20 protein-coding genes are annotated in these 22,912 nt (G+C 48.7%); 16 read left to right on the top strand and 4 right to left on the bottom strand.

Going from position 1 to position 22,912, the window contains the following annotated elements:
* Positions 1-5: 5 nt before the first annotated feature.
* From M1D61_RS16445 to M1D61_RS16420, 6 genes are all read left to right on the top strand, one after another.
* The gene (locus tag M1D61_RS16445) at positions 6-203 is read left to right on the top strand and encodes a Flp1 family type IVb pilin (protein WP_458119719.1); all 198 of its coding nucleotides are present in this window, start codon (positions 6-8) and stop codon (positions 201-203) included.
* On the top strand, positions 184-873 hold the full coding sequence (locus tag M1D61_RS16440; RefSeq protein WP_458119718.1) for a TadE/TadG family type IV pilus assembly protein: 690 nt from the start codon (positions 184-186) through the stop codon (positions 871-873). Before M1D61_RS16445 ends, M1D61_RS16440 begins: the two co-directional genes overlap by 20 nt.
* Positions 874-908: 35 nt before the next feature.
* On the top strand, positions 909-3,218 hold the full coding sequence (locus tag M1D61_RS16435; RefSeq protein ID WP_458119717.1) for a hypothetical protein: 2,310 nt from the start codon (positions 909-911) through the stop codon (positions 3,216-3,218).
* Positions 3,187-4,317 carry a TadE/TadG family type IV pilus assembly protein gene (locus tag M1D61_RS16430; RefSeq protein WP_458119716.1) on the top strand — a complete coding sequence of 377 codons (1,131 nt, stop codon included), beginning with the start codon at positions 3,187-3,189 and terminating at the stop codon, positions 4,315-4,317. Before M1D61_RS16435 ends, M1D61_RS16430 begins: the two co-directional genes overlap by 32 nt.
* A gap of 80 nt (positions 4,318-4,397) precedes the next feature.
* Positions 4,398-4,871 (top strand): A24 family peptidase, encoded by a 474-nt coding sequence (locus M1D61_RS16425; protein ID WP_458119715.1) that lies wholly within the window; start codon positions 4,398-4,400, stop codon positions 4,869-4,871.
* A 35-nt stretch (positions 4,872-4,906) separates the two neighbouring features.
* Positions 4,907-6,886 carry a DUF6382 domain-containing protein gene (locus tag M1D61_RS16420; RefSeq protein ID WP_458119714.1) on the top strand — a complete coding sequence of 660 codons (1,980 nt, stop codon included), beginning with the start codon at positions 4,907-4,909 and terminating at the stop codon, positions 6,884-6,886.
* Positions 6,887-7,199: 313 nt separating this feature from the next.
* Here M1D61_RS16420 and M1D61_RS16415 read toward each other — a convergent pair whose 3' ends face one another.
* Positions 7,200-8,123, bottom strand: a complete 924-nt coding sequence (locus M1D61_RS16415) for a TIGR01777 family oxidoreductase (RefSeq protein WP_458119713.1) — start codon at positions 8,121-8,123, stop codon at positions 7,200-7,202.
* 365 nt (positions 8,124-8,488) lie between these two features.
* Here M1D61_RS16415 and M1D61_RS16410 point away from each other — a divergent pair, with 365 nt between their 5' ends.
* Entirely contained in the window at positions 8,489-9,607 is a 1,119-nt protein-coding gene (locus tag M1D61_RS16410; protein WP_458119712.1) for a deoxyribonuclease IV, read from the top strand.
* 672 nt (positions 9,608-10,279) lie between these two features.
* A complete protein-coding gene (purU, locus tag M1D61_RS16405) occupies positions 10,280-11,176 on the top strand; it encodes a formyltetrahydrofolate deformylase (protein WP_458119711.1) in 897 nt (298 codons plus the stop codon).
* A 246-nt stretch (positions 11,177-11,422) separates the two neighbouring features.
* Here the strand turns inward: purU and M1D61_RS16400 are convergent, their stop codons facing one another.
* On the bottom strand, positions 11,423-11,863 hold the full coding sequence (locus M1D61_RS16400; RefSeq protein WP_458119710.1) for a hypothetical protein: 441 nt from the start codon (positions 11,861-11,863) through the stop codon (positions 11,423-11,425).
* Between the two features lie 231 nt (positions 11,864-12,094).
* On the opposite strand from M1D61_RS16400, the gene tkt reads away from it, so the two are divergent.
* On the top strand, positions 12,095-14,152 hold the full coding sequence (gene tkt / locus M1D61_RS16395) for a transketolase (RefSeq protein WP_458119709.1): 2,058 nt from the start codon (positions 12,095-12,097) through the stop codon (positions 14,150-14,152).
* Positions 14,153-14,291: 139 nt separating this feature from the next.
* Positions 14,292-14,603, top strand: a complete 312-nt coding sequence (gene ppnP / locus M1D61_RS16390) for a pyrimidine/purine nucleoside phosphorylase (protein WP_046213047.1) — start codon at positions 14,292-14,294, stop codon at positions 14,601-14,603.
* A gap of 317 nt (positions 14,604-14,920) precedes the next feature.
* On the opposite strand, the gene M1D61_RS16385 is transcribed toward ppnP, so the two are convergent.
* Positions 14,921-15,817, bottom strand: coding sequence for an NAD(P)-dependent oxidoreductase (locus M1D61_RS16385; RefSeq protein WP_458119708.1), 897 nt, complete (start codon positions 15,815-15,817; stop codon positions 14,921-14,923).
* A 338-nt stretch (positions 15,818-16,155) separates the two neighbouring features.
* On the opposite strand from M1D61_RS16385, the gene M1D61_RS16380 reads away from it, so the two are divergent.
* The 3 genes from M1D61_RS16380 (at position 16,156) to M1D61_RS16370 (ending at position 19,136) form a co-directional block, all read left to right on the top strand.
* The gene (locus M1D61_RS16380) at positions 16,156-17,511 is read left to right on the top strand and encodes a glucose-6-phosphate isomerase (RefSeq protein ID WP_046213045.1); all 1,356 of its coding nucleotides are present in this window, start codon (positions 16,156-16,158) and stop codon (positions 17,509-17,511) included.
* 279 nt (positions 17,512-17,790) lie between these two features.
* Positions 17,791-18,441 (top strand): YigZ family protein, encoded by a 651-nt coding sequence (locus tag M1D61_RS16375; RefSeq protein WP_458119707.1) that lies wholly within the window; start codon positions 17,791-17,793, stop codon positions 18,439-18,441.
* Between the two features lie 113 nt (positions 18,442-18,554).
* Positions 18,555-19,136 carry a TetR/AcrR family transcriptional regulator gene (locus tag M1D61_RS16370; RefSeq protein ID WP_458119706.1) on the top strand — a complete coding sequence of 194 codons (582 nt, stop codon included), beginning with the start codon at positions 18,555-18,557 and terminating at the stop codon, positions 19,134-19,136.
* 243 nt (positions 19,137-19,379) lie between these two features.
* Here M1D61_RS16370 and M1D61_RS16365 read toward each other — a convergent pair whose 3' ends face one another.
* Positions 19,380-19,781: a secondary thiamine-phosphate synthase enzyme YjbQ gene (locus tag M1D61_RS16365; protein WP_458119705.1), complete on the bottom strand. Its 402-nt coding sequence runs from the start codon at positions 19,779-19,781 to the stop codon at positions 19,380-19,382.
* 438 nt (positions 19,782-20,219) lie between these two features.
* Between M1D61_RS16365 and cysT the strand changes: the two genes are divergently transcribed.
* The 3 genes from cysT to M1D61_RS16350 are packed head-to-tail and all read left to right on the top strand — an operon-like array spanning position 20,220 to position 22,898.
* Positions 20,220-21,038, top strand: a complete 819-nt coding sequence (gene cysT / locus M1D61_RS16360; RefSeq protein ID WP_046213041.1) for a sulfate ABC transporter permease subunit CysT — start codon at positions 20,220-20,222, stop codon at positions 21,036-21,038.
* A complete protein-coding gene (locus M1D61_RS16355) occupies positions 21,035-21,832 on the top strand; it encodes a sulfate ABC transporter permease subunit (RefSeq protein WP_458119704.1) in 798 nt (265 codons plus the stop codon). The genes cysT and M1D61_RS16355 overlap by 4 nt, the downstream gene beginning before the upstream one ends.
* 1 nt (position 21,833) lies before the next feature.
* Positions 21,834-22,898, top strand: a complete 1,065-nt coding sequence (locus M1D61_RS16350) for a sulfate/molybdate ABC transporter ATP-binding protein (protein WP_458119703.1) — start codon at positions 21,834-21,836, stop codon at positions 22,896-22,898.
* The last annotated feature ends 14 nt before the right edge of the window (positions 22,899-22,912 follow it).

Genomic DNA, 22,912 nt, shown 5'->3' with positions numbered 1-22,912 from the left:
ATGAAATGACAAACATACTTAAGCAATCCTGGAATGGGATCCAAAATTTCTGGAAGGAAGAAGACGGAATCGGTACGCTGGAAATGGTACTCATCATTGCAGTTATTCTGATCATTGCATTGGCTTTTAAAAGCAAGATTACTGCAGTTGTTACCAGCATGCTGGAGTACATGGGACAAAAAAGTGAAGAGTTCAAAAAGTAATCCCTACATCCAACGTCTCTGGCAAAACACAAAAGGAAGCTTCACGATTGAAGCTTCCCTCGTGTTTCCCATTATCCTGTTCACTACGCTGCTGATCCTGTTCTTTTGTATGTATCAGTATCAGAATACCATGCTGAAGCAGGCCGCTTCCAAAACATCCGAACGTGCAGCATACTCTTGGGATAACAGCCACAAAGATGCGGTTACCGGAGCATTTGCAGAAGGTGAAAACGATGGATTGTACTGGCGTCTGACTCAGGATGATATGTTGAGCAAATTATTTGGTTGGGCAGGAGCATCCGGTTCAGCAGAAGTTTCCATTCCAGGAGGCAGCGGCGGATCACTGCCTACGGATAAATTATCTGCCGCTGCCTCCTGGGTTCCCGGTGAAATGAGTGGAGATATAGCTTATAACAACGAGCTGATGATCAGAAAAGTCAAGACTACACTTTCCCGCCCTGTATCCTTTGGAGCATTGGAACGAGAGCTTGGTCAGTCTCTCCAGGCCGAGGTCAGCGCAGGAGCAGTTGTTGTGGAGCCTGTTGAATTTATTCGTAATGTAGAATTGCTGCGTTATTATGGCGCCAAAGTATCCGGTAAGTATGGACAAGCTTTCAATCTGGGACAGGCAGGAAGCATATTGAAGATGTTTGGCGGGCAGGCTCCATAGCAGTCTGCCTGAATGAATCGGGAGTGTGAATCCAATTGAAAAAACGATTGACCAAGCAGCATATGCGCAGCTGGCTTGGACCCATATGGAACAAAGTGACCGATACACGCGGTTCGGTTACGATTTTTATGATTGTGGTACTGGCAGGGGTATTCATGTTCACCGCCGTATTTATCGATTATTCCAGAATTGCGGCAATGGAAGTGCAATCCGAGCGGCTGACCCATGCGGTAGTCCGCTCGGTCATGTCTGCCTATGAACCGGAGTTTCAAAAGGAATATGGTTTATTCGCTTTTGGTGAGTCGGATGCGACCCAGCTGCTGGACACAGCGCTGACGGAAAATTTCAACTATACCGATCAGAAGGATGGGTTCCATCTTATCCCGCTGCAGGCTGATCAGACGTCGATTGCACTGAGTCGGCCGCTCGGCAAGTACGATACATTCAATCAGCAGATTCAGGAGGAGATGAAATACAAAGCTCCGATTGACTTTACGATTGAGATTGTAGAGAAAATGCGTACGATGTCAGGTGTGATGAAGGAGACTACGCAGACAGTATCTGTACTGAACAGAGTACGCAAACCTTATGAAGCCAGGGAAAAAGCGATAGATGAGCTGATTGCGCTGCAAAAGAAAACGGCAGGCGAAGTGCAGGAACTGGCCAAAATGATTATGCATCCGGCGGGAAACTCCATTGCAGACAAAAATGTAGGTTCGATCTCTTCGATAGCCCAGATTGCGGCGCAATTTAAAAATTACACCGATCTGATCGATGAAGACAAACGACGCAAGAAAAAGGACAAACCGCGGATCAATACAGCCAAAATCGCTGCATACAAAAGCCGATCTTCTTCATTGCTGCAGAAAATAAATCCCAAGGTGGAAAAGCTGCTGGAGACTCATGCACATACATACAGTGAAGGTATAGAGCTGATGGCCAAAATCAGACACTATAACCAGGAAATTGCGAATATTATCGAGGAAGAGAAGAATCGATCGGCTAATGCTTCCTATGACAAGGTAAGCGGCGCACGCATACCCGGCAGTACGGCCAAAGGGGATGCAGGTGCAGAGCAGCAGCTGGCAGAACTTCGTAAAAATCTGGATCAGCTGGTACTTTCCCAGGAGCTATTAAACCAGATGGAAGCTTCCGTGAAATCGCAAGGAGATGATTATACAAGTGTCTCCCAGGCTGTAAAAAGTCTGGTTACCGCAGCGAACCAGCAAATCATCCAGACTTCCGGCAGCGCATCGGCTCTGAAAAACAGCACGATCCGTACGGCTCGTCTGCTGCAGGATTATCTGGACAACTATTTGGGCAGCGCACCGGAAGGAACGATCGGCAAGATTGAAAAGCAATTGGCTGCTGCACGTGCCGGCACGGATAGTATTGCCAAAGATGAAGACAAGGCCAAGCAGGATATGAAAAAAGCAACGATGATGCTGAGCGGCATTGCCGGTATGGGAGCGGCGGCTACTGCACTGGATGCCGATTTCAGTGAAGTGAATGGCTATTATGAAGATAGTTTGAAATTTAACAGCAGTGCCGGAGGCGAACAACCCCAAGTGGAGGTGGATAAAGATCCATACGAGGAAAGTCAAAAGTCCATGGATGCAATGGATGTTATTTTCGGTGGGGTATCCGAATCGCTGATGAACGGACGCAATGAATTTTTCCAAAATGAATATGCGATTCACTACTTTGAGCCATTTGATGTCACCTTTTTCCGTAATATGGCAGAGAGTCTGCAAAAGGGCGATGGTGCTCAGGCAGCCGATGCTCTGGCAAATGTGGATATTGAGGGAATGATTCAGAATTTTGCGGTGGAACATCAGCAGGTTGAATATATTATTTACGGATTCAATGGTCCTACGGCCAACCTTACGGCAGCTTACAGCGAAATATTTGGTGTTCGTCTGGCGATCCGTACTGCTGAAGGTCTCGTAAAAAGTGCCAAGTTGGGACATCCGCTGGCTGTGCTGGCGGCTGGAGTTGCCTACGGAGTTGAGATGGCGATCAAGGATATGATTGATCTGTTTACCAAGGGTCATACGGATCTGTCTGCTTATATGAAAGTTCCATTTGAATATCGAGATTATTTGAGATTGTTTTTGCTTCAGACCAATGACAAGAAAAAAATGTCGCGAATGCTTGCACTGATTCGTCATAGTACCAAAATCAATCCAGCAGAACGTAATACGTATGCATCGGCTCATGTGCGAACAGGAATGAGAATCTGGTTTTTGCCTGGAGTTATGAAGATGCTGAAAACAGGACAGGCGGGTAGCTCCGTGGAACAGGGTGTGTATTATGCAGACAAACAGGCAGACTACGGATACTAGCAAGAAAGGGATCGCGCTGCGGCCAATCGGTGTATTGGATCGTCGATCCAGATTTGCGGCTCAGTATTCCAGACAACAAACGTCATCCCATGCGACAAGTTATCGTGTTTACGAAAAGAATCATGCATCCAGGAACAAATCGCGGCTGTGCATTATCCCGTTTCCTTCGGCTCTGAAAAGGGAGGAGCGCGGCAGTATCGTACTGGAAGCAGCCATGGTGCTGCCGATCTTCCTGTTCGTCGCGATCTTCCTCGTGTATCTCGTTCAGATGACGCTCGTCTCTACTGCGCTGAATAATGTTACTTCCGATACGGCCAGATATGTGGCGACCCATATGTATCCGGTACAGAAAGCTTCGGAAGCTATCGATGCCAGTCCGATTATGCCCAAGCTGAGCCTGAGCGAGCTGGCTTCGCAGTATGAAGGGGCCTTTCCATCACCGATCAATGAATGGATGATGGAGGCTGCCAGCGGCGGCGATGCAAAGATTGAGCAGTTGAAAAATCAGGCGGCCGCTGCTGTACTGGATGCAGCGATCAAACCGCTGATTCAGCAGATTGCTTCTGATAACCGCATTGACTACAGCCGTATCCATGTTACGGAAGTAACGGTGCCGGATCTGTCCAATAAAACCAATCCATATTTTGGTATCGAGATCGAATATGAGCTTCCTTTTCGGGTACCGCTTATTTTCAAGCCAATTGTATTGCAGTCCCGATCGATAGAGCGGCTCTGGATTGGAGATACCGGCGAATTTGGTGCAACCGCTCAGGAAGCAACGGAGAAAGAAACAGGGGTCAAAGTCATGTCTGTACCGCAGCCGGCACATCCCGAATCGATGATTTCCATCAAGGCGACAGCGCCGCCCAGCTCGGTGGTGAGCCTGGAGATCCGTTACAAAAGCGGGGAAAGTACGGCCAAAGGCTTGGGACAGGCTATTGCCGATGCAGAAGGCAATATTGACTGGACGTGGAAAATTCCATCGACCGCAACTACCGGATGGGCAACCTATGTATTGACGACAGCGGATGGGCAGAAAATCCGGGGAACTTTCCAGATTGCCCAGTATGATGGCAGACCTGTTATTTCGGATTCGTGAGACAGTAATGTAGGGGCAAGAATGGAAAGGAGCATTTCAGGCGAATGGAGAGCATGTTTATCGGTGGAGGCATTTTTATAATGTGGGCGTTTTGGACGGATATGCGTGCGCGTAAAATCCCTAATTTTCTCAATATATTATTTATTATCAGCGGTTTGGCTTATCATCTGGCCACCAACCGGTGGGAAGGGCTGTTGTTCGCTGGCAAGGGATTTGCGCTCGGATTCGGCATTATGCTGCTGTTGTATGCATTTCGTGCAGTGGGTGCCGGTGATGTGAAGCTGTTTGGCGGTATTGGCGCCTGGTTCGGGATCGGTATGACGGCACAGATTCTGATGTATTCGATTATTTTTGCAGGTGTGATTGGTCTGGTGATTATGCTGTGGCGACGCGAGACGATTGTGCGCATGCGCAGAGTATTGTGGAAGGTAACGGGAGCCCTGCTATGGAAGCAGCCGCTCCGCGCCAGTCAGGCAGAGCATCAGCAATATCTGACCTTTCCGTTTATGGCGGCCGTGCTGCCAAGTGTTATTTTTTGTTACTGGTATATCTGAGTCTGGATGTCTAAGGAGTAGAGGTGAGAGCGATCATGGAGATATTAACACAGGATTTTATTCAAGACGGCAAGACATATATGACGATTGACCGCGAGGCGGGATTTCAGCAAAATGATCTGAGCAAAACACAAACTGGCATGATGCTGTCCTCGCGGATTCGCGGCATACTGCAGCTTCATCTGCATGAAGTCAATATGAAGGCGGTACTACGCTATGATATCAGCGGCAAAAAAATGCTGCGGCATTGTTTGCAAAGTGAACCAATGGGCATTGCCGAGTATCTGGGATTGCTGCTGCAGATCGTATCCACGCTGGAGGAAAGCAGCCAGTATATGCTGTCACTGCCCAACTATGTGTTAGATGAGCAGTATATGTTTGTCGATGGTACGCTTCAGGCAGGAGGATTGTATCTGACCTATGTGCCATCTCTGGAAATGCTTACGGATGAGCCGGTTCAGTCGATTCTCAGCAGACTGGCTTCCCGCTGGATGGCTTATGTGGCAGAGTTAACCGGAAATAAAGTGCAGCGTATTCTCAAGTACTGCCAGAATGATAACTTCAATCTGCAGGAACTGAAGCTGCTGCTGTTGGAACTTTTGGCAGATTACCAGCAGCCGGGTAATGAACAATATACCGATTATAGCAGTGCAAATACTGGCTATCGACCATCCAGTAGTAGTGCCCAGGCAGTCGCGCCAATTCAGCCAGGAGCAGGATTCCGGGGAGGATTTAATATAGAGGACACTTATCCGGCTGGGGGGATGAATAGTCCTTCATCAGCTGGAAATTCACTATATGTAAAAGACCCGGCTGCTCCGGGAGCAGCTCATCCAGTGCTTCAGCATTTGCGGGAGCGGCAGAGTGCCCCTGCTCCTGCGGGGGGGCGTTCAGATACCAGAGCTGTTAATCCGGCTTTGGCTGCATCCATGCCTGCTGGTGACAGAAATAGAAATCCGTCATTACATGCAGCAGATCCTTCCGCATTCTATTCATCAGGCAAAGGAAGCCAAGGCAATCTCCTTCGTCCACAGACATCAGAGGCAACAGCCTTGTCTGAAATGGATGATGGCGATAATGAAGAAACTGAGTCCGGGCCAATTTCTTCTGCCCAGCGTACCTATCTGCTGGCAGGTGGAGCATTGCTGGTTGCCATGATCTGGAGGTTCGGTTATCTGGAGCATGGTAATAATATGATGCTGTATGGATGTACAGTTCTTACGATAGCTATCGGCATCATAATTTATATGATAATCAAAGGAAAATGGTCTGCAGCCAAAAAGCTCAAGCTGCCTGTGCTTCATAAGTCAAAGCAGGAAGACGAAGAATACGGAAGTGAAAGCTGGCGCTGGAAGCCTGAGCCGGCTGCTGCAGGCGGATTGGCTATGGCTGCAGCAGGAGCTTCTGCTTACGGAGCAGATTCGATGAGTCAGCGTGACCAGAGCATCGCAGCTATTTTTGGCGGAGACCCTGCCAGGCAGACCGGGCAGCATCCGCATGACAATACCATATATCCTGGTCATCCCGGAGCCAACAACGGCAGTAGACAAATGGAAAATAACCAGCGATCGTTCGCTTCTACACATTCTAATCAGGCGATGGAACCCCCGGGTGAACCTCTGCCGGATACGGGGCTTCTTTCTTCCCATATGGCCACAGTGCTGCTGGATGAATCTGCTGCTGCACATTCACAGGGAGGTCTCAAAGCATTTCAGGGTTATCTTGAGCGCAGAGAGCTGGATGGTATTCAGACCGAGCCGATTCGTTTGACTGCGGGTACTTTCCTGATTGGACGTGCGGAGGAAGGTGTGCATTATTATGAGAAATCGATCGGTACTTCGCGCAACCATGTGGAGCTGGAAATCAGCGAACATCAGGTACTGATCAAGGATCTCAGTTCGCGCAATGGTACATTACTCGGCAGCGAACCGCTTGTTCCTTATAAGTCATATCCTATGCAGGATGGAGACTCTTTTACTATCGCAAGAGCGGTGTATACACTTCGGCTGAATTAAATTGGGATATAGCAGATGTAGAGATAAGGTATAAATAAAAACACCATAATTATTCGTAACCCGGAAAGCCACATGCCATACCTCTTATACCAACTAACATGCCGATCTAATGCAGGATGCAAAATCTAAAGAAGCAGACTGTCCAAAGACAAATTGAAATAACGAAATATCCAGGATATAAAGTAGCTGAACATCAAGAAATCAAATTGATATGAGCAATCTAAAAAAGCCGCCTCCCCAGCATCTTTGTGCTGATCGAGCGGCTTTCGTTCACATTACCTGCCTATACAATAAAATCAATCAGGACAACCGGTCAGGCATGCGAAGGCTGTGAGCTTTTTTTTCCTTCCAGATCGGCGATTGCGGATTCAATATTAGGGAACTTGTATGTGAATCCAAGGTCCAGCGCTTTCTGCGGAATGACTCTCTGCCCTTGCAGCAGCACAACCGACAACTCACCCAGCACCGGCTTGATCAGCAGGGACGGAACATGGAACCAATGCGGGCGGTGCAGTACTTTACTCAGGGCAGCACCCAGTTCCTCATAACGTACCGGTCCGGGACAGGAAGCATTGACCGGTCCGCTGACTTCTTTGTTCATGACACAAAAGTCAATCAGTCTGACCATATCATCGATATGAATCCAGGATACCCACTGCTTTCCGGAACCGATCTTGCCGCCGGCATACATGCGATACGGCAGGGTCATCAGAGGGTAGACGCCGGCATCTTTGCCAAAGACCAGACTGACACGCAACTTGATCAGGCGCACATCTTTGATGCTGTCGGCTACAGCTTCCCACTGTTCGGCCAGACTGGACGGGAAGTTCATCGTTCGCCGTTCACTGCTTTCATCAAATGTCTCGTCCTGGGAAGTACCATACACCGCCATGGCACTCGCTTGAACAACGACTTCCGGTTTGCGCTCCAGCTGTTCCAGCGTTTTGGATACGATATTCACCGTACGCATACGCGATTCCACCAGTTCCAGCTTGGTTTTAGTGCTCCAGCGCTGATTGAGAGATTCACCTGCCAGATTTACAATGGCATCGACGCCTTCCAGCTGCTTGGGGTTCTGCTCCATATCTTCCCAGGTGATGTACTTAATAGTGGGATCTGTTTTTTTGTCTTTGGTAATTTTGCGTGTGACAATGGTAATGGTATGTCCCTTCTGCTGCCAAAAAGGCACAAGATGACTTCCTACAAATCCGGTACCGCCGCATACTACAATATTCATAAATTGGCCTCCTCGGTAAAGTAATGTACTATTTATGTGGATCAACGTATACGGATCAAAGTTATCCGAATATGCAGCTAACTTCTTTGGTTAATCCGTTGTTGTCATACGCGCTGCTTCTCATTATTCCTGAACAGATACTCATCCGGAAACGTATATTCCAACGTTCCAAAATTACATTCTAGTTATTATTAACCATTATCCGCTACTCTGCTCCGGTAAAATGTATTTGTGCTGTCTTGCTGGTAAACAAAGCTGTGCGTCTTAATCAATTATTCATGCGTCCGTCCTAGATTTATTTACCTATTCACGTTAAAATAGGTTGGATTCGCGAAGACCAGGCATATCTAAGGGGGAAATTTACCGTGTTAAAAATAGGTTCCCATGTATCATTTTCCAGCAAGGGACTGCTGAGCGCAGCTAATGAAGCGGCTGAATATGGATCAAGCTCATTTATGATATATACCGGTGCGCCGCAGAATACGCGCCGCAAACCGATGGATACCATGTTTATTGAAGAAGGCAAAGCCAAAATGACAGCTACCGGGGTTGAGGAAATTGTTGTGCATGCCCCATACATCGTTAATCTAGGCTCGTACAAGGAACATACGTATGAACTTGCAGTGAACTTTCTGCAGGAAGAGATTCGCCGTACGCATGAAATTGGTGTGCGCAATATTGTGCTGCATCCGGGCGCATTTACAGATATGGATGCCGAATACGGGATCAAACGTATTGCCGCCGGTTTGGAAGAAGTGCTGGCCGGGGTCAAGGAAACGGATGTCAATATTGCGCTCGAGACCATGGCGGGCAAAGGCACCGAGATGGGTCGCAGCTTTGAGGAAATCGCTCAAATTATGGAACTGGTACCGCATAATGAAAGACTTACCGTCTGCTTTGATACCTGTCACACCCATGATGCCGGATATGATCTGATCAACAATCTGGATGGCGTGCTGGAGGATTTTGACCGTATTGTCGGCCTGGATCGTATTACTGTCGTCCATGTCAACGACAGCAAAAATCCGGTAGGTGCAGGTAAGGACCGCCACACGCCAATCGGCTCCGGCTGGATCGGCTTTGAAGCACTCGACCGTCTGGTACACCATGAGAAGCTGCAGGGACGACCGTTTATTCTGGAAACGCCATGGATCGGTAAAGACGCCAAAAAGCAGCGTCCGATGTACGAAGTCGAAATCGCACTGCTGCGCGGCGATCTGTCCGGACGATTCGGCAGCGGATTTGTGGAAGATGTAGAGAAGCTGCATCATTTCTTTGAAGGTCAGGGTCTTGAAGCGCGTCCATTCGTACTCGATACCTGGACAGTACTCAAAAATGATGCCAAAGCCCGTAAAGCCGATCCACGCGAGCCGCTCGAGCGTCTGTACGATCTGATCACCGCAGACGGATTATTGGGCGAAATGAGCGAAGAGCAGATCAACCTGCGCCTGATCGCTTTTCTTGCCGGTAAGCAAGTTCTGTAGATATTTATCATCCAGAAGAAAATAAGCCTAGTCAGCTAATCAATAGCAGACACAATTAAGTAGCTGAACTGGTACGATAGGTTCAGCCAATCGAGCAGCCTTGTATGCAGAGCTCATATCTGTGTTACAGGGCTGTTTGGTTTGTATATTCGGAAGAGAGATATACCGTATTAACAAAGCGGTGTACTGCATTAACAAAACTATGTATCGCATTAACAAAGCTATTATCACATTCATAAAGCTCTGTGTTGCATTAATAAACTTGATATGGTTAGCATCTAGAAGTAGAAATGGGAGAAGAGTGTGCATATTAATGGCGGTTGTATATAGTCTTATTCAAGCAGACTCTGCACATTATATTCCATTTCCTCTCTGCACACCAAATTATAAAATCTACATTCCCATTCAGCTTCATTCAGCGAATCGTCAAATGACTCATGAGTCATCCCTGCTCTGAAACATTATAACCGATTCATTAAATAAATTTGTTTACTTTCCGGGCTGGATCACATAGATTGTAATATAAGATATTTTGGGATTACCCGAAAAGTTAAAAAAGAAGCTGTTCTTCATCAAGATCCTTTATCGTGGGGAAGCTGTAAAGTCAGGACGTATATTTCGGATAGAATATTACGATCCTGTACTGTCATCAAAGGAGGAAATCAATTACTTATGGAAGTACATGTAAAGCAAAACCAATCTGCACGCGAGCAGCAGGATAACCGGGCACGTATGCTGATTTCCTGTCCGGATGGACCGGGTATCGTCTCTGCGGTATCCCTTTTCCTATTTGAACATGGAGCTAATATTGTACAGTCTGATCAATACACGATGGACCCGGATGGCGGCATGTTTTTTATGCGGATCGAATTTGATCTGCCGGAGCTGGCTGAGAGTCTGACCGGATTGAAGCAAGACTTTGAAGAGATTGCCGGGCGTTTTCAGATAAAGTGGGTTATTAATGAAGTCAGCCGCAAGAAAAAGCTTGCGATCTTTGTATCCAAGGAAGATCATTGTCTGGTCGAGCTGCTCTGGCATTGGCAGGCCGGCGATCTGGATGCGGATATCGCGATGGTGATCAGCAATCATAATGATATGCGTGCCTATGTGGAATCTTTTGGAATTCCATTCCATCATATTCCTGTCACTGCGGATACCAAGCAGGAAGCCGAGCGCCGTCAGCTGGAAGTGATCGGGGCGGATATTGACCTGATCGTGCTGGCCCGTTATATGCAGATTATTTCCCCAACCTTTATCGAGCATTATCGCAACCGGATTATTAATATTCATCATTCATTCCTGCCTGCCTTTGTTGGTGGAAAGCCGTATGCGCAGGCCTATAATCGCGGTGTGAAAATTATCGGTGCTACCGCTCACTATGTGACCGAAGAACTCGATGGTGGTCCGATCATTGAACAGGACGTGCAGCGTGTCAGCCACCGTGACAATGTCAATGAATTAAAACGAATCGGACGCACAATCGAGCGCGTGGTACTGGCCCGTGCTGTGCAATGGCACACCGAGGATCGCATTCTGGTGCATCAGAACAAGACGGTTGTATTTAACTAAAACGCCTGTCTGTATAAAGAATGAAAAATGCAAATATGTATGTACCCGGCCACTTTGTAACCAAAGTGGCCTTTTGGTGCTTGTACGTCATCCGTCTCAACAGGGATCAGAAGAAATATCAGAGTAGTTGCTGTAACTAAACTATTACGTGGGAAATATTTTTTTCAATAAGCCGTACACGTCTAAATAAGACGTCTGTGTTCGTAAAAACCTTGTGTCGTAGTTACTCTTAACGCTCCGTTAATATTAATATGTTACGGTAGCTGAAGTACGCCGCAGTTCCAGATCACCAAGCAGTCCCAGCACCAGTCCATACAGTATATGCCCGGCAAGCCAGTACATATAGGACGGCAGATCATCCACCTGCGGTACCCGCTCAGACATCAATGCCAGCGGGAAAAACAGCAGGGAGGAAGCGGCTCCGATCAGCAGACCGCAGATCCATGGATGCGGCCAGCGAATCAGCCACAGCCGGTAAAGGAAACCAAGTACAAACGACACGGTCAAATGCAGGCTGAATTCCAGCCATTCGGGCAACCGGTCAGGCAGCATAGGGACAAAATCAATATTCAGCAGCAGTGTGTATACGCCAGATCCGGTCAGCAGCTGAATCCATTTCAGGAAAAATCCGAGCAGTACTCCACTGAGCAGACCGGCGATGATTCCTTGCAGGACATATCTTTTCAAAATATAATCCTCCTCTTTTAGCGGATAGGATATTGGGTATAAATACAAAGTAGTGAAATAACGATATGGTAAACTGCCGGGACAAGTGTTACAATGGACAAAGGGCTAATAAGTCAAATTGAAAGACTCAAGAAGAATCATTTCATTTGAGACCACTGCATAGATGAATTTATCTCAGATGAAGTAGGGTCTGAGCACCTCGCTTTACCAAGAAGAATGAGGAGGATTAACATGACTGATAAGAAACAAGAGCAAGAACAAAGCATTAGCCAATCCGGCAACTCCAACGTGGATAATCTTGCAATCTCCACGATCCGTACACTTTCGATCGATGCGATTGAAAAAGCAAATTCCGGACATCCGGGTATGCCAATGGGCTCCGCGCCAATGGGTTACCAGCTGTTCGCTAAAACTATGACACATAACCCGGCTAACCCTACATGGGTAAACCGTGACCGTTTTGTACTTTCTGCAGGTCATGGCTCCATGCTATTGTACAGCCTGCTGCACCTTTCCGGCTACGGTCTGGAAATGGATGAAATTAAACAGTTCCGTCAATGGGGAAGTAAAACTCCAGGTCACCCTGAGTACGGTCACACTGCTGGTGTTGACGCAACAACAGGTCCTCTGGGTCAAGGTGTGGCAATGGCTGTAGGTATGGCTCTTGCTGAATCCCACCTGGCGGCGACTTACAATAAAGACAATGCCAACGTAATTGACCACTTCACATATGCAATCTGTGGCGATGGCGACATGATGGAAGGTGTAGCAAGTGAAGCTGCTTCCATGGCAGGTCACATGAAACTGGGCAAACTGATCATGCTGTACGATTCCAACGATATCACGCTGGATGGTAAAGCAGGTCTGTCCTTCTCCGAAAATGTAGAAGACCGTTTCAAAGCTTACGGCTGGCAAGTACTGCGTGTAGAAGACGGTAACGATCTGACTGCAATCTCGGCAGCTCTTGAAGAAGCAAAAGCGGACACTTCCCGTCCAACACTGATCGAAGTGAAAACAGTGATCGGTTACGGCAGCCCGAACAAACAGGGTATCGGCGGTCATGGCGGTACACACGGTTCCCCACTGGGCTCCGCTGAAGCCAAACTGACCAAAGAATTCTATGAATGGACATACGAGGAAGACTTCTATGTACCGGACGAAGTTCGTGAATACTTTGCAAAAGTAAAAGAGCGCGGCGTGGAAGCCAACAAAGCATGGGACGAAATGTTTGCCGAGTACAAAAAAGCAAACCCTGAGCTGGCTGCACAATTTGAATCGGCATTCTCCGGTAACCTGGCAGATGGCTGGGACAAAGAACTGCCATTCTACAGCACAGAGGACAAAGCGGTTTCAACACGTGTTGCTTCCGGTAACGCTCTGAATGGTCTGATCAATGGTGTACCTCAATTGGCCGGCGGTTCCGCTGACCTGGAGAGCTCCACAATGACTCACCTGAAAGGTCTGGAAAACTTCACACCTGAAACACGCGCTGGCCGTAACATCTACTTCGGTGTACGTGAATTTGCAATGGCAGGCGCAATGAACGGTATTGCTCTGCACGGCGGTATCAAAGTATTCGGCGGTACGTTCTTCGTATTTACCGATTACCTGCGTCCGGCAGTACGTCTGGCAGCGCTGATGGGTCTGCCTGTAACTTATGTTCTGACTCACGATAGTATCGCTGTTGGTGAAGACGGTCCTACTCACGAACCAATTGAGCAGCTGGCTTCCCTGCGTATTATCCCGGGTCTGACTACAATCCGTCCTGCGGATGGTAACGAGACTTCTGCTGCATGGGCTCACGCTATGGAAAACAAAGGCGGCCCGATTGCACTGGTACTGACTCGTCAGAACCTGCCAATCCTGCCGGGTACAGTGGAAAATGTACGTGAAAACATCAAAAAAGGTGCTTATGTGGTATCCGATGCAAAAGCTGGACAACCGGTAGCACAACTGATCGCAACAGGTTCCGAAGTGCAGCTGGCTGTCAAAGCTCAGGAAGCACTGGCAGCTGAAGGCATCGAAGTACGCGTTATCAGCATGCCAAGCTGGGAACTGTTCGAAAAACAGGATGAAGCTTACAGAGACTCCGTCATCCTGCCAGATGTCAAAGCTCGTCTTGCTATCGAGATGGCTCAAACATTCGGTTGGGAACGTTATGTTGGCGACAAGGGCGCAATCCTGGGTATCACTACCTTCGGTGCTTCCGCTCCTGGCGACCGCGTAATGGCCGAATACGGATTCACAGTAGACAATGTGGTACAAAAAGTTAAAGGACTGCTGTCCTAATATCGTTTGACCTTAAAAGGTGCAGAAGTGGCCCAGCGCCACTCTGCGCTTTTTTCTAATCCAGGGTTTGGAAATAGTGTTGATATGACGGGGATACCCGATGTTTTCCATTTGATAAACAGGGGAGCGGTATAAGCGGATGAGTCAATTTGAACAGGTTACAGTGGTCAAGGAAGCCAATATTTACTATGAAGGCAAGGTGACGAGCAGAACGGTACTGCTGCCGGACGGCAGTAAAGTCACGCTTGGAATCATGATGCCGGGCAGTTATGAATTCGGTACCGATCAGCATGAGACGATGGAGATTCTGTCCGGTCAGCTGTCTGTTCAACTGCCGGGAGCAGAGGAATGGATGGAGATCGATGGACAGGCGACCTTTGAAGTGCCTGCCAATTCCAGATTCAAGCTGGAGATCAAGACCGTTACCGACTACTGCTGCTCGTATTCCTGATCGACTGTACAGTATGGCAAGAGGAGCTGAGAGTCCAGCCTGCACGGAAGACGGCAGTCAGCAGAGTATCTCTTTATGAGGAACGGCTGCAACAGTTCTGAAATAGTGCAGTACGATAATGCGCTACACTGAACACTGAAAAAGCAGTATCCTCCGATCAGCTGCATCTTATGGATGAGCTGTCAAAAGAATACTGCCTGATCATTCTGCATTATCAAAGCTCACAGCCTGCAGCGGCACACGGAAGCCTATAGCGTCTATGCTATATCTCATTGGCGCCGCTTAGCTAAGGTTTTATAGTAAAGCAGGGTTGCTAATTACAGCAATTTGCCGCTGATGGTCTGGCCGATCCATTCTTCATAGCATCGGGCGATAACGGACAGATCATCGTCACCGTAGCCTTTGGACTGACCGGCCTGGAACAGGCTTTTGGCCAGATTCAGCATTGGCGAAGGGACACCGTTCTTGTCATTGAGTGAAGAAGCCAGCTTGAGATCCTTGAGCATCAGCGCCAGGGAAAACTGGTTGCTGTAATCGCCATCGATGATTTTCTGGCCTTTCAGCTCGATGGTGCGGCTGTTGGCAGCGCCATTACTGATCAGCTGCAGGAAGGCGGATGGATCAATGCCTCCTTTGGAAGCTATCGCAAAGCCTTCTGCCAGTGCAACAGTGTGAATGCCGACCATTGTATTATGGGCGAGCTTGGCGGTAGCTCCGCTGCCGTTATCGCCCATAGGAATTACGAGTCGTCCCATCGCCTGGAATACATCCTGATGAGCGTCAATCGCCTCACGGCTGCCGCCGACCATAAATACAAGTGTGCCGTCAATGGCTGCCGGCTTACTGCCGGTGACCGGCGCATCCAGATAGATACCACCGCGCTCGGCAACCGCAGCAGCGATTTCCTGAGCCAGCGGCGGGGAGACCGTGCTGCAGTCCATCACTGTCAATCCCTGCTGCACAGCGGCGATAATTCCGTCTTCACCCTGATAGACCTCATGAATGGAAGCATCATCGCTGACGATGGTAATTACCATATCCTGTCCTGCAGCGGCTTCGCGCGGAGTATGTACCTGCCGTGCTCCCTGCTGGACCAGCGATTCGGCCTTGGATGCAGTACGATTATATACCGTAAGCTCAAAGCCTTTCTGAAGCAGGTTTTCTGCCATCGGCAGACCCATTGTACCCAGACCGATAAATCCGATTTTTTTCATAGCGTCGTTCCTCCATCTCTTTCTGTGATCCAAAGTGTGCCTGTTCTGCCAGCAGTCGGGATGCTTGCAATACGGGAATCATCCGGTCATACTAAAAGCAGAAATGGCCTGACCCGTTAAGTGTAGCATGACCGGCATTCGGTTGGGTATAGGCAGGCGATGGATCACCGGCAGGAGCGCAGAACATGCTCATTTGCTATAAAAAGGTGTCATCCGGCATCCGGTCAGGGTACATACTCAGGTAGGCCATATAGGGTAGAACACCGCATCAGGGAGTAGACCGATCAGCAACTGGTCGGAGTGTGCAAATAATTTATTTTTGGGAGGGTAACAATATTATGTCTAAAAAAGTGAAATTTGATTACAGCAAAGCTCTTTCTTTTGTCGCTCAACATGAAGTGGATTATTTTGCAGAGCCGATTCGTCTGGCTCACGAACAACTGCACAATGGTACTGGCGCAGGCTCCGACTATCTGGGCTGGATCGATCTGCCTAACAACTATGACAAAGAAGAATTCGCACGCATCCAAAAAGCGGCTGCCAAAATCCAGAGTGATTCCGAAGTACTGATCGTTATCGGTATCGGTGGTTCTTACCTGGGCGCACGCGCAGCGATCGAGATGCTAACGCATTCCTTCTATAATGTACTGCCAAAAGACAAACGTAAAACGCCGGAAATTTACTTTGCCGGTAACAACATTAGCTCCACATATGTAAATCACCTGCTGCAGGCGATCGAAGGTAAAGATTTCTCCGTGAATGTCATCTCCAAATCCGGTACAACGACAGAGCCGGCGATTGCTTTCCGTATTTTCCGTGCAGAACTGGAGAAAAAATACGGTAAAGAAGAAGCACGCAAACGCATCTACGCTACAACAGACCGTGCCAAAGGCGCACTGAAAACACTGGCGGATGCAGAAGGCTACGAAAGCTTCGTTATTCCTGATGATGTAGGCGGACGCTACTCCGTACTGACACCGGTAGGTCTGCTGCCAATCGCAGCTGCTGGCGTTAACATCGAAGAAATGATGCAGGGTGCTGCCGATGCTGCCAAAGAATACAGCAACCCGAATGTTGCCGAGAATGAGAGCTACCAGTACGCAGCCGTTCGTAACGCGCTGCATCGTAAAGGTAAAGCGATCGAAATTCTGGTTAACTACGAGCCATCCCTACATTTTGTATCCGAATGGTGGAAACAGTTGTACGGCGAAAGTGAAGGTAAAGACTTCAAAGGTATCTTCCCGGCTGCGGTTGATTTCTCGACTGATCTACACTCTATGGGTCAATTTATCCAGGATGGCAGCCGTAACATTTTCGAAACCGTCATTCAGGTGGAAGAAGTAGCCAGCCATATTACGATCGAAGAAGATCCGGAAGATCTGGATGGTCTGAACTTCCTGGCAGGCAAAACACTGGACTTCGTTAACAAAAAAGCATTCCAGGGTACACTGCTGGCGCACACAGACGGCCAGGTGCCTAACCTGATCGTCAACATTCCGGATCAGACTCCGTATTCTTTCGGTTACCTGGTGTACTTCTTTGAGAAAGCCTGCGGTATCAGCGGCTACCTGTCCGGCGTGAATCCGTTCGACCAGGAAGGTGTAGAAGCTTACAAAAAGAACATGTTCGCGCTGCTGGGTAAACCAGGATTTGAAAAGCAAAAAGCGGAACTGGAAGCCAGACTTTCCGAGTAATCATGGAGAGTTTTGCATAAAACCTGCAAGAAGCTGATTTAAAAGTCTTTTCCAATAAGCTACTTTTGAGGTAAAATAGGATAAACTTCATGAAGAAAGCAGTTCTCGGGCAGCGATGCCAGGGAGCTGCTTTCTTGATACCTAAATATATTGTATGATATCTTTAGTAACCTGGAAGGTATTGGTACATAGAGTGCGAGTTATGCAGTACTCTGACCTATAGGGGAATACATGAATACTGCTTGCATAACAGGCAGGAGTAGTAAGGAAAGGATTATCATGACAACAGACAAACCTGAACGCTACAAGACGATACAACAAGCTGGAGCCAAGGAAATCGTGATCAAAAAATCCCGGTTTATCGGTCACTCTAGACCGGTCGCTACCGAAGAGGAAGCCTTGGAATTTATAGAAAGCATCAAAAAGCAGCACTGGAATGCCACGCATAACTGCTCTGCCTACCTGATCGGCTCGCGAGGCGAAATCCAGCGCCAGTCGGATGATGGCGAACCGAGCGGAACAGCAGGCAAGCCTATTCTGGAGGTGATCAAAAACCAGGGATTACAGGATATCGCGATTGTCGTAACCCGGTATTTTGGCGGAATCATGCTGGGCGCCGGTGGATTGATCCGGGCTTACACCGACGGAGCCGTGGCTGCGATTGAAGCAGGACAATCGATTACACGTGTACTGCACCAGGAAGTGAAGGTTGAACTGGATTATACCTGGCTCGGCAAAGTGGAGAATGAGCTACGCAGCCGGGGCATCCGTATGGGTGAGACCGCTTTTACCGATAAAGTTATTCTAAACTGTCTGCCGGTCGTCAGTGAAGCTGAAGCATTTGAGGAATGGATGACTGATCTTACGCAGGGACAGTCACTGATCACGACAGGTGAACAGCTGTATTTTACGGAAGAACAAGAGAAATAGAGCAGAACCGGGCACTGCTTGGAGATATATCTGTGCAGAGATCTATCGTTTACAGATACCGCAGCAGGCGCTTCTAATCTGACTATGCAAAATGCTTGAAGGGGAATCACACTATGGCACGTAGAGCGGTAGAGCAGGAGTTATCCAGGGAGAGAATTTTAGAGGCTGCCAGACATCTGTTTGTAACGAAGGGGTACCGTGCAATCTCGATGCGGAGTATCGGTCAGCATCTGGGCTACAGCCATGGTTCACTGTATTATCATTTCAAGGAAAAAGCGGAACTGTTCTATGCGATTGTCATGGAGGACTTTGACCATATCTGCTATCTGCTGCAGGAAGTCAAGGAATCGCCGGAGCAGGGCGAGTGGAACAAGGTAGAGCGTCTGCTGATTGAATTTATCCGCTTTGGGCTGGATAATGCCCATCAGTACGAGATTATGTTCATGATCCGGGATGAGGAACTGCTGAGCTATTGTCGTGCCGAACAGGCACGCTGCTTTGAACTGTTCTCTTCGATTGTCAGGCAGCATATGAATATGACGGAGCACACGCTTGAAGCGATGCATACGGTGCCGCTTAGTCTGTTTCTGTCCATTCATGGATTCATCTCTTATTATATCCAGGACAGGGTCACCTATGACGAGATCAGGCCTGCAGCGATTGCCCATGTCAAGACGATCTGCCGGGTATTATAAGAGGATACAGATGATGAACTGTATAATCGGATACCCGAACAGAATGGTGAAAGGGGCATTCGTCTGCACTTGCACTTTAAGGCTTTGCCCTGTCAAAACGTTGAATCCCTATAGTGAAATGAATGGTAAAGCATATGTTGGCTATCCAGCAGCAGAATATGTTCAAAACAAAAGGCGACTGTCCGCACAATTGATGCAGATCAGTCGCCTTTTATATTTGTTGACCCGTTGAGCCTGGCCGGATTAGCCCTGCATAATCTTGATCATATATTCCCGCTGGCGTGGACCATCGAATTCACAGAAATAAATGCCCTGCCAGCGTCCGAGCAGCAATTGGCCGTCCTGAATAATAATCGTCTGTGACGGACCGGTTGTAATGGACTTGAGGTGGGAAGCGGTGTTGCCTTCCATATGGCGGTACTTGGGATGTTCCCACGGATAGACTTCGTCCAGGCGCATCAGTACATCATGTTTGACATCCGGATCGGCATTCTCGTTGATCGCAATGCCTGCTGTCGTGTGCGGACAATAGACGATCGCAATACCTTCTTGTACGCCGCTCTGACTGACTTTGGAAGAAACCTCTCTTGTAATATCCCTCATTTCATCACGTTTGCTGGTAGAAATCTGCATCGTATACAGCATGGATATCCCTCTTTCCCTACTTTTTTTCAAGATGAGTCTTAGAATGTACGATTAGGCACTTCTGATATCATTTTAACCCGTATTTCTGCTTGTTTCTATTCAGATATTACCTCATCCGGCAGTTGTTAATCGGATCAGTAAGTCAAAAGCCAAAATCGGCGAAGGAACCAAAACAGCAAAACATAATTCCAGCAGCTATCCGCAAAGCTGAATTTCATCGTATAAAATGGCGGTTTCAAGCTCATAATGATGCTGAATCGCCTCTAAAAACGAACATTACGGATGACTATAAATCATTTTGGCAAAAAGTAAACTTCTCATTGACGCTGGAAGTCGGCTTTTGCTAAAGTATGGCTAAGATTTAATTCCAAGTATACTAATAGGAAATAAAGGTTAAAACAAAATGAACTGTTGAGTTTTAAGTAAAGGAGTCTTCCAGTGAATAGTACATTACTGCGCCACAAAGGTTGGACATGGGGATTTCGCACGACTGTATTGCTGTATTTTCTCATCTTGATTGTACTGCCGATTGCCGGAGTATATGTGAATTCACTATCGGACGGATGGACAGCTTTTGTCCAGAATATTGGCGACCCGATCGCCTGGAAAGCGGTGCTGCTGACGCTCAAGCTGGCACTGACGGCTACGATTATCAATGCGCTCGTCGGTACGATGGCTGCATGGGTACTGGTGCGATATGAATTCCCGGGCAAATCACTGCTGAACAGCATTGTGGATCTGCCGTTTGCACTGCCTACAGCTGTCGGCGGATTGATGATCCTCGTACTGCTGGGACCAAACAGTATCGTGGGCAAGGCAGCGGCTTCGGTCGGGCTGGATCTGGTATTTCATCAGCCGGCGATTATCGTGGCGATGGTGTTTGTGACCTTTCCTTTTGTGATCCGGGCAATACAGCCGCTGCTGGAGGAATTGGACCGCTCGGCGGAAGAGGCATCCTATACCCTGGGAGCTTCCCGTACACGAACCTTTTTCCATGTGATTTTGCCGGCGATGGTGCCGGGTATTTTGAGTGGAGCGATGCTGGCCTTTTCCCGGGCGCTGGCGGAGTTTGGAGCGGTGGTGCTGGTGGCAGGCAATATTCCCGGACGTACGCTGACGGCTTCGGTTTATATTTTTGGTGAGGTGGAGAGTGATAATGAAGCGGGTGCGGCAGCTGTATCGATTCTGCTGCTGACATTGTCCTTTATCATTCTGTGGCTGATCAATCTGGTACAGACAAGGAGGATGAGCCGATGAGAAGATTATGGATTACGCTCACCTGGCTCGTATTCAGCATTCTGATCCTGATCCCGCTTGTTGTACTGACAACGGGAGCTTTTGATGAAGGCGGCACAGGCTTCGTGCAGGCACTCAGCCGACCCGAAGCGCTGCATGCGCTGATGATGACCGGACTGATCGTCCTGGTGGTTACTGTACTCAACGGCATATTCGGCATTATGATGGGCATCTATCTGGTCCGGGGAACCTGGCTCAGCCGCAAGCTGCGTCAGCTGTTCAACAGTATCGTGGATCTGCCGTATGCCGTATCGCCGGTAATCGGCGGGCTGATGATTGTGCTGCTGCTCGGACCGGACACGGTGATCGGGACTTTTTTTGAACAAATCGGCTTCAAGGTTGTCTATGCATTCCCCGGTATGGTTATCGCGACGCTGTTCGTGACATTCCCGCTAATGGTACGGGAAGTGATGCCGGTGCTGCAGGAGATCGGTACCGATCAGGAGGAGGCGGCTTCGACGCTTGGTGCTTACAGCTGGAGAACGTTCTGGCAGGTCACCTGGCCGTCGATCCGCTGGGCGGTCATCTACGGTACGATCCTGACGGTCGCCCGCTCACTGGGGGAGTTCGGTGCGGTGCTGGTTGTGTCGGGCAATATTATCAACAAGACGCAGACGGCGACGACGCTGGTCTATCAGGATATGGAGAATTTTAATGTTACTGCGGCCAATGGAGTCGCGCTTGTGCTCGCCGTATTCTCGATTGGACTGCTGCTGCTGATGGAACGTGCCAAGAAAAGAAAGGAAGTGCTCTGATATGCATGTGGAAGTCCGTCATTTGGATAAGCATTTTGGTCAATTTCATGCCGTGCAGGATGTCAGCTTCTCCATTGCCAAAGGACATCTGATCGGACTGCTCGGTCCAAGCGGCGGCGGCAAAACGTCCATTTTGCGGATGCTTGCCGGATTGGAGTCACCGGACAGCGGGGAGATTATTTTCCATGGCAAGGCTGTGAACCATCTGCCGCCGCAGGAACGGGAGATCGGGTTTGTGTTTCAGAACTATGCGCTGTTCAAGCATATGACCGTATTCGATAATATTGCGTTTGGTCTGAAAGTGAAGAAAATTCGCAAGGAGGCGATCCGGAATCGGGTACGCGAGCTGGTGGAGCTGACCGGCCTGTCCGGATTCGAGCATCGGTATCCGCATCAGCTATCCGGCGGACAGCGGCAGCGGGTCGCTTTTGCCCGGGCACTGGCACCGGAGCCGCAGCTGCTGCTGCTGGATGAGCCGTTCGCAGCGATCGATGCCAAAATCCGGCAGGAGCTGCGTACCTGGCTGCGCGAACTGATCGAGCGGGTCGGCATTACGTCGATCTTCGTTACTCATGATCAGGATGAAGCGATCGAGGTGGCTGACGAGATTATGATCATCAACGGCGGCCGTCTGGAGCAGAAGGGCACGCCATGGGATATTTACAAGCAGCCATCCACGCCGTTTGTCGCTTCCTTCATCGGGGAGTCTACGATTGTGGATGAGATTGGCCAGCTCAAAGGATTCGAGCAGCCAGGAGCAGCCGATTATGCCCGTGCACTGATCCGGCCGGAATATATCGAGATTGGCCTAGCGCATGAATTCCGACTGCTGTCAGCGACAGAAAAAGGCACAGTAAAACATATGCACTTCCGGGGCAGCCAGTGGATGGTCGAGGTTGAGGTGGGCGCGAATCGCCTGATCACGTACCGTTCTCTGGAAAAGGATACACTGGAAGTCGGACAGGAAGTTCATGTGCTCGTTCACCGGGCGTATCTGTTCAACGATCAGGAGAGCTGGATTGCCGAAAATGCACTCAAAGCCGATCCGTTATCGGTATTTATCTAGATGGAAAGCCTGCT

This window comes from Paenibacillus sp. Z6-24 (genome assembly GCF_054161335.1).
Note: the sequence above shows the minus strand (reverse complement) of the source record. Positions and strands in the feature narration are given on the sequence as shown.

Coding starts and splice junctions, on each gene's coding strand:
- M1D61_RS16445 (WP_458119719.1), top strand. CDS start 6: ATGACAAACATACTTAAGCAATCCTGGAATGGGATCCAAAATTTCTGG.
- M1D61_RS16430 (WP_458119716.1), top strand. CDS start 3,187: ATGCAGACAAACAGGCAGACTACGGATACTAGCAAGAAAGGGATCGCG.
- M1D61_RS16425 (WP_458119715.1), top strand. CDS start 4,398: ATGTGGGCGTTTTGGACGGATATGCGTGCGCGTAAAATCCCTAATTTT.
- M1D61_RS16420 (WP_458119714.1), top strand. CDS start 4,907: ATGGAGATATTAACACAGGATTTTATTCAAGACGGCAAGACATATATG.
- M1D61_RS16415 (WP_458119713.1), bottom strand. CDS start 8,123: ATGAATATTGTAGTATGCGGCGGTACCGGATTTGTAGGAAGTCATCTT.
- purU (WP_458119711.1), top strand. CDS start 10,280: ATGGAAGTACATGTAAAGCAAAACCAATCTGCACGCGAGCAGCAGGAT.
- tkt (WP_458119709.1), top strand. CDS start 12,095: ATGACTGATAAGAAACAAGAGCAAGAACAAAGCATTAGCCAATCCGGC.
- ppnP (WP_046213047.1), top strand. CDS start 14,292: ATGAGTCAATTTGAACAGGTTACAGTGGTCAAGGAAGCCAATATTTAC.
- M1D61_RS16385 (WP_458119708.1), bottom strand. CDS start 15,817: ATGAAAAAAATCGGATTTATCGGTCTGGGTACAATGGGTCTGCCGATG.
- M1D61_RS16380 (WP_046213045.1), top strand. CDS start 16,156: ATGTCTAAAAAAGTGAAATTTGATTACAGCAAAGCTCTTTCTTTTGTC.
- M1D61_RS16375 (WP_458119707.1), top strand. CDS start 17,791: ATGACAACAGACAAACCTGAACGCTACAAGACGATACAACAAGCTGGA.
- M1D61_RS16370 (WP_458119706.1), top strand. CDS start 18,555: ATGGCACGTAGAGCGGTAGAGCAGGAGTTATCCAGGGAGAGAATTTTA.
- M1D61_RS16365 (WP_458119705.1), bottom strand. CDS start 19,781: ATGCTGTATACGATGCAGATTTCTACCAGCAAACGTGATGAAATGAGG.
- M1D61_RS16355 (WP_458119704.1), top strand. CDS start 21,035: ATGAGAAGATTATGGATTACGCTCACCTGGCTCGTATTCAGCATTCTG.
- M1D61_RS16350 (WP_458119703.1), top strand. CDS start 21,834: ATGCATGTGGAAGTCCGTCATTTGGATAAGCATTTTGGTCAATTTCAT.